General features: G+C 24.8%; 6 protein-coding genes, 2 pseudogenes and 1 riboswitch. Of the genes and pseudogenes, 5 read left to right on the plus strand and 3 right to left on the minus strand.

The window, feature by feature from the left end:
• A partial coding sequence (locus tag C6B38_RS11615) for a hypothetical protein (RefSeq protein WP_233485697.1) occupies positions 1-229 on the plus strand: 229 nt, incomplete at its 5' end.
• Here C6B38_RS11615 and C6B38_RS08265 read toward each other — a convergent pair.
• Positions 201-425, minus strand: a complete 225-nt coding sequence (locus C6B38_RS08265; protein WP_105299271.1) for a hypothetical protein — start codon at positions 423-425, stop codon at positions 201-203. The two genes, C6B38_RS11615 and C6B38_RS08265, sit on opposite strands and share 29 nt — an antisense overlap.
• 30 nt (positions 426-455) lie before the next feature.
• Between C6B38_RS08265 and C6B38_RS08270 the strand changes: the two are divergent.
• A pseudogene (locus tag C6B38_RS08270) lies at positions 456-1188 on the plus strand (IS30 family transposase); the annotation flags it as partial.
• A 202-nt stretch (positions 1189-1390) separates the two neighbouring features.
• On the opposite strand, the gene C6B38_RS11620 reads toward C6B38_RS08270, so the two are convergent.
• Positions 1391-1945, minus strand: coding sequence for an energy-coupled thiamine transporter ThiT (locus tag C6B38_RS11620; protein WP_233485698.1), 555 nt, complete (start codon positions 1943-1945; stop codon positions 1391-1393).
• A gap of 255 nt (positions 1946-2200) precedes the next feature.
• The gene (locus tag C6B38_RS11625; RefSeq protein WP_233485699.1) at positions 2201-2416 is read right to left on the minus strand and encodes a hypothetical protein; all 216 of its coding nucleotides are present in this window, start codon (positions 2414-2416) and stop codon (positions 2201-2203) included.
• Positions 2417-2495: 79 nt separating this feature from the next.
• A riboswitch (TPP riboswitch) is annotated at positions 2496-2594 on the minus strand.
• A gap of 142 nt (positions 2595-2736) precedes the next feature.
• Here C6B38_RS11625 and C6B38_RS12470 point away from each other — a divergent pair.
• From C6B38_RS12470 to C6B38_RS08300, 3 genes and pseudogenes are all read left to right on the plus strand, one after another.
• Positions 2737-3583, plus strand: a pseudogene (locus C6B38_RS12470) (hypothetical protein).
• A gap of 82 nt (positions 3584-3665) precedes the next feature.
• On the plus strand, positions 3666-4178 hold the full coding sequence (locus C6B38_RS08295; protein WP_233485700.1) for a hypothetical protein: 513 nt from the start codon (positions 3666-3668) through the stop codon (positions 4176-4178).
• A 241-nt stretch (positions 4179-4419) separates the two neighbouring features.
• Positions 4420-5517 (plus strand): nicotinate-nucleotide adenylyltransferase, encoded by a 1098-nt coding sequence (locus C6B38_RS08300; protein ID WP_105299276.1) that lies wholly within the window; start codon positions 4420-4422, stop codon positions 5515-5517.
• Positions 5518-5686 lie beyond the last annotated feature (169 nt).

The raw sequence follows: 5686 nt of genomic DNA on the forward strand, positions 1-5686 counted from the left end.
TTGAATATCTTGTTGCATTTCAGCAGTATCAGCACTATTTAATCTAAAACCATATATTGCTATTTTTTTATCTTTATTTGCCAACACACCACAACTTAATAATGCTATTAATTCATCAATAGAATATGTTTTACCCGCTTTCCGACTACCTGCTAAATTAATCTCATCTGCAATATATTCTGTATTTTTTAATAAACTAACTAAGCAGTATCAGCACTATTTAATCTAAAACCATATATTGCTATTTTTTTATCTTTATTTGCCAACACACCACAACTTAATAATGCTATTAATTCATCAATAGAATATGTTTTACCCGCTTTCCGACTACCTGCTAAATTAATCTCATCTGCAATATATTCTGTATTTTTTAATAAACTAACTACTATCTCATTAAGATAACTATATTCATATAACATTGCCATTATATTTTTCTCCTATCTGTTATGTTAATTACTATTAGATTAGAGGCTCAAAGACTTGGTGAAGAATATAATCTTGAAAAAGCAAATGAAGATTATAAAAAGAAAAAAATCTATTAAATATACTACAATTTCAACAAAAGTTGTAAATTATGTAAGAAAAATTTTAAGTAAAAAAATTTATTCACCAAGATTAATTATTTATGAATATGAAAAAAAATATAATGAAAAGTTTCCATTTTCACATATGACACTTTATAAATATATTGAATATGGAGTTTTTGATGATGAAAATAATGAAATTAAGAAAAAATTACCATTTAAAGGTAAAAAATATAAAACAAAAAAGAGAAAAGATGATCGTGGTCAATTAACTAATATTAGATTTATTGATGAAGCAGAACATGAAAAGGGAACTTTTGGTTGATTTCAAATGGATTGTATTGTTGGAAAAGAACATAAGTCTGCTTGTTTAACTTTTACCGAAGAAAAAAGTTTATATACGATTTGTTTTAAATTAAATCAACATAATTCAGAAGAGGTTAATAAAGCTCTTAAAAGTATTATTAGAAATAAACTTTATAAGATAAATAAAGTTGAAAGAATAAATAGAGATATTAGAGAATATTTACTTAAAGGAACTGATTTTAATACTGTTACTCAAAAAGAAATTAATAAAGTTATGAAAATTATTAATGAAAAACCGCGACCCAGTTTAGATTGATTATCCTCCAAAGAGGTATTTTTACAAAATATTAATATTTAATTTTTTTAAATATAAATTATATATTTGTAGCAAACTTTTCTTTTTGTCGTGCTTAAATATTAACTCATATTTAAAAAAATTATTTTTTTTTGAAAAAATAGTTGCAATTTTTAATAAAAGATATATTATTGACTTAATAAGGGTTGATTGACCTAATTGCATCTTTACAATACATTTTATAGCCTACTTTTTTTATGTAACCTTAATTATCATATTTTAAATAACGTTGTCAAAACACTGGAGCTAAACCGCGCAAGGCAAGTGGGATTACAATTTGCATGATTGGATAGGTAAAAAGAAAACTATGAATAAAATTATAAACAATTGCATATAATCAATTAGAATACCCTGGTCAAACAGAAGCAGGAAATAATGTGGTTCAAATGATAACACCACCTAATATTTGTGATAAAGCAATTAAACCAATGATGCTAAAACAAATAATAATATAATTAACATATGTAATATTTTTTTTATCATTGTTAACTTTAAACCGCATAAAGCCAGCAATCATTGGAATAATCATTGGAATAAAATAATCCAACAAATATGATCAAGGTGAAACAAAAAAACCAGAGGGAATAAATAACAGGGAAATTAAGGCACTAATGCTTCCAACAAAAAAACCAGCTAAAGCGGAATGTAAAAAAGAAATTATTGTAAGAGGAAGATATTTTAGAGCAATCCCACCCCCATGGGGTAAATTTGGCAGCAAGGTTTCTAAATATGCTAATGCTAAGGTTACTGCTGCAAACATTCCAATAATAACAATATCAAATGTTTTTCATTTTCAAATTCCTAAATTAATTAAAAATCGTTTTCGCTTTATAACATTAGTAAATAATAAATCACTAACTTTTGTTTCATAACTATAAATAATAAGATTACTAATTAAATTAAGAAAATTTAAACGATAATGGTAAAATACTAAGAGTTATTATAATACCAAGATATAAACTAATGATCATAAAAATAGTTACTTTATTATATCATAAAATAATTTTTTGTTGGTTTAACCACAAACCGCTAAACAAAAAACTCATATATTTTTAAAATTTTGGTCATTATTTAAATCGAATAATTTACTTAATGTTGATAATGGTAAAATACTAAGAGTTATTATAATACCAAGATATAAACTAATGATCATAAAAATAGTTACTTTATTATATCATAAAATAATTTTTTGTTGGTTTAACTTAAACTTAAAAATTGCGGTTGTGGCCATATAAAAAATCTCCTTACACAAATAATTTTGTAATTAACTTCTGTGAAAGTGAGCATCAAATTAAATTTATTAAATTAAATAAATAACGAATTTGAACTCCCTACGCTAGTGTTAACTAGATCAGGTTCTAAGAGTATTTCTCAAACTTATGTTTTGTAAGTTACCTCTGTCAATTACAATATTATCTTAACATTGTTGCAAAAAAATGCAAGAAATTTTAATAATTTATGTCCTTATCTTGTGATAATTTCGTAATAGTTATCTAGCAAAAATTTCGCAATTATTTATATTATTAATTTGGTGATAACTATGGAAAGAAAATTAACAATGACAGAAAAACATAAATATAAAACTATTGGAAAAGTTATTAATAATGAAATAACAAAAAAACGTGATGCTAAAATTTTAGATTTGTCTATTCGTAGAATTGAACAATTAATGAAAATTTATGATACACAAAATATGACTTCCTTTGCCCATCATTCACGTGGTAGAACAGCATATAACAAAACAAAACCATAAATTTGTGAAAATATTCTTAATCTTTACAAAACTAAATATATTGATTTTAATTTTATACATTTTAAAGAAAAATTACTTGAAAATGAAAAATAAAAATTTATTATTCAGTTTTGTACAACTTAATGTCTCTAAATCAAATAAAATCTCCTAGAAAACAGAAATTAAGAAAAAAAAGATAAATCACATACTTTAAGAGAACGCCACAAATATTTTGGGGAATTATTACAAGCTGATGCTAGTGAACATTTATGACTAGGAATAAATCATCCTAAAATATTTTTACATGGTGCTATTGATGATGCAACAAATACAGTTGTTGGATTATATTTTGATTATCAAGAAACCTTAAATGGTTATTATAATGTTTTATATCAAATTTTAAAAAACTATGGTATTCCTATGACATTTTATACAGATAAGCGAACAATTTTTACTTATCAAAAAAATAATAGTAAAAACGAAGAAAAAGACACCTTTACTAAAACATTCTATCTTAAGTATGAAAACAAAATTTATAATCTATTAGAATATATTCCAACAGTTAAAAATACAGAAAAAACATTACCAAAATCTAAAGCTCATAAACCCAAATCAAATCATTCATGAACTGAAAGATATACTATGAAACAATTATCAATTAAATAAATTTACGAAATTTTAGATAGATATTGACAGAAATTTTAATAATTTATTATATAATAATGTATATGGAATTAGAGGCAAAGATATGTTTAAATGATGAAGACGAAAAAAAACTGAACAAAAAATAGTAAATTTAGAAACAGCGAGTGCTTTTGATGATGAAATTGAAGGGTTTAGTGGAGCTAATTTTAGTGATGAAACAATTGACTTTGAATTGTCACAATCAAAAAAGGTTATAATAAATAATTTAGAAAATTCTGAGATTAAAATAACTCAAGAGGATACTAATAGTATTCATAGTCTTGTTCAAAATTCACGTCATCAAATTAATAAATATAAAGAAGAACATAATGTTAATGAACATGAAAATTTATTAGAACGCTTAGAGAAATTAAAAAAATTACGTGATAGTTCTCAAGTTCAACCAAATGAGTTTCAACAAATGCTAAATCGAATTAAAGAACGGAATTTTAATGACCGAATGGCATATATTATGGATCGAATTAAGATTTCTCATCGTGATGATGATAAATTAGAATTAGCGCATAATGGTGAACCATTAGCAGAAAATGCGTCAAAAGGAGTAAAAAAAAAATAAAATTACAATTGCTGGGGATAAAAGTGAAATTAATACTTTAAAACAAAACTTACCAAAAAAGACTTCTAATAATTTAAGTGAAAAAGAGAATGTTACAATTACATTATCTGTAAAACAATTTCAACAAGTTGTGCGTGATACTGTGGAGGATGTTTTAGTTGAATTAGGAATTAAAAGTAAAGATGAATAATTTTTGTTTTGTTTTTATGTGCTGTATTTTTTAGATTGGGAGGAAAAATAAATGAAGATAGCATTATTTGGTGGTAGTTTTGACCCATTTCATACTGACCATTTAACAATGATTAATCTTGTTAAAACAAAAACAGATATTGATGAAATCTGAATTATTCCAACAAATCAGAATCCTTTTAAAACACGAAAATTATCTTCTTCCACTGATCGTGTTGCAATGATTACTTTAGCAGTTGCTGGTTTATCGTATGTTAAGATTAATTTAATTGAATTAGAAAATACAAAACCTAGTACAACATATGATACTGTTTTAAAATTGCAAGGCCAATTTCCACATTATCAATTTTATTTTATGATTGGTTCTGACCAACTAGCATCGTTAAATAAATGAAACAATATTATTGAATTAACAAGAATGCAAACTTTTATTGTTTTTCAACGAAATGAACCAATTGAACAAGCAATTTTAAAACAATATCAAGCAATAGTAATTCCATTTCATAATAATTTACATTTATCATCAACAATGTTACGAGAAGGAAAAAACATTTCATTGGAATTGCCAAGTATTACTAAGTATATTAATAATAATTTATTATATTTACCAGAACGATTGGGACAAAATATGGATAAGGAACGATATCAACATTGTTTAAATGTTGGGAAAAAAGCCCAAGAATTAGCATTGATTCATAAATTAAACCCGCAAAAAGCTTTAATTGCTGGAACATATCATGATATTACGAAACAATGGTCAAAACAAAAACAAAAAGCATATCTAACAAAATACTTACCAACTTTTTTATCAGAGCCAATTCCTATTTGGCATGCTTATACAGCTTATTGTCATTTAAAATATGATTTATTATTTACTGATGAGGATATTTTAACAGGAGTTAAATGACATACTGTTGGTCATCCACAAATGACATTGTTTGAAATGCTAATTTTTGTTGCGGATAAAATTAGTAGTGAACGAAATTATCCGAAAGTTGATTATTATCGAACATTAGCACAAAAAGATTTAATAAAAGCGTTTCAAGAATTATTAATAATCCAATTTGAACGAGCAGTAGATAAGCAAGGTCTTGAACATTTAGGTAAAAACATACAATTAACTTATCAACAATGAAAAGAGGATAAATAACGTAATGAATTTAATTATTAGTGCAATGAAAGAAGAGTTAATAACAACTTTAAATGCTTTAAAACCAACAGCAATTGGTAAATACTCACAGATTGAATTATATCAAAAAGGTAATTGATTATTTGCAATTAGCAAGATTGGTTTAGTAAATGCTGCAATGACTTTAACA

Origin of the sequence: Spiroplasma sp. ChiS (assembly GCF_002968355.1) — a bacterium.
Classification (GTDB): Bacteria; Bacillota_I; Bacilli_A; order Mycoplasmatales; family Mycoplasmataceae; genus Spiroplasma; species Spiroplasma citri.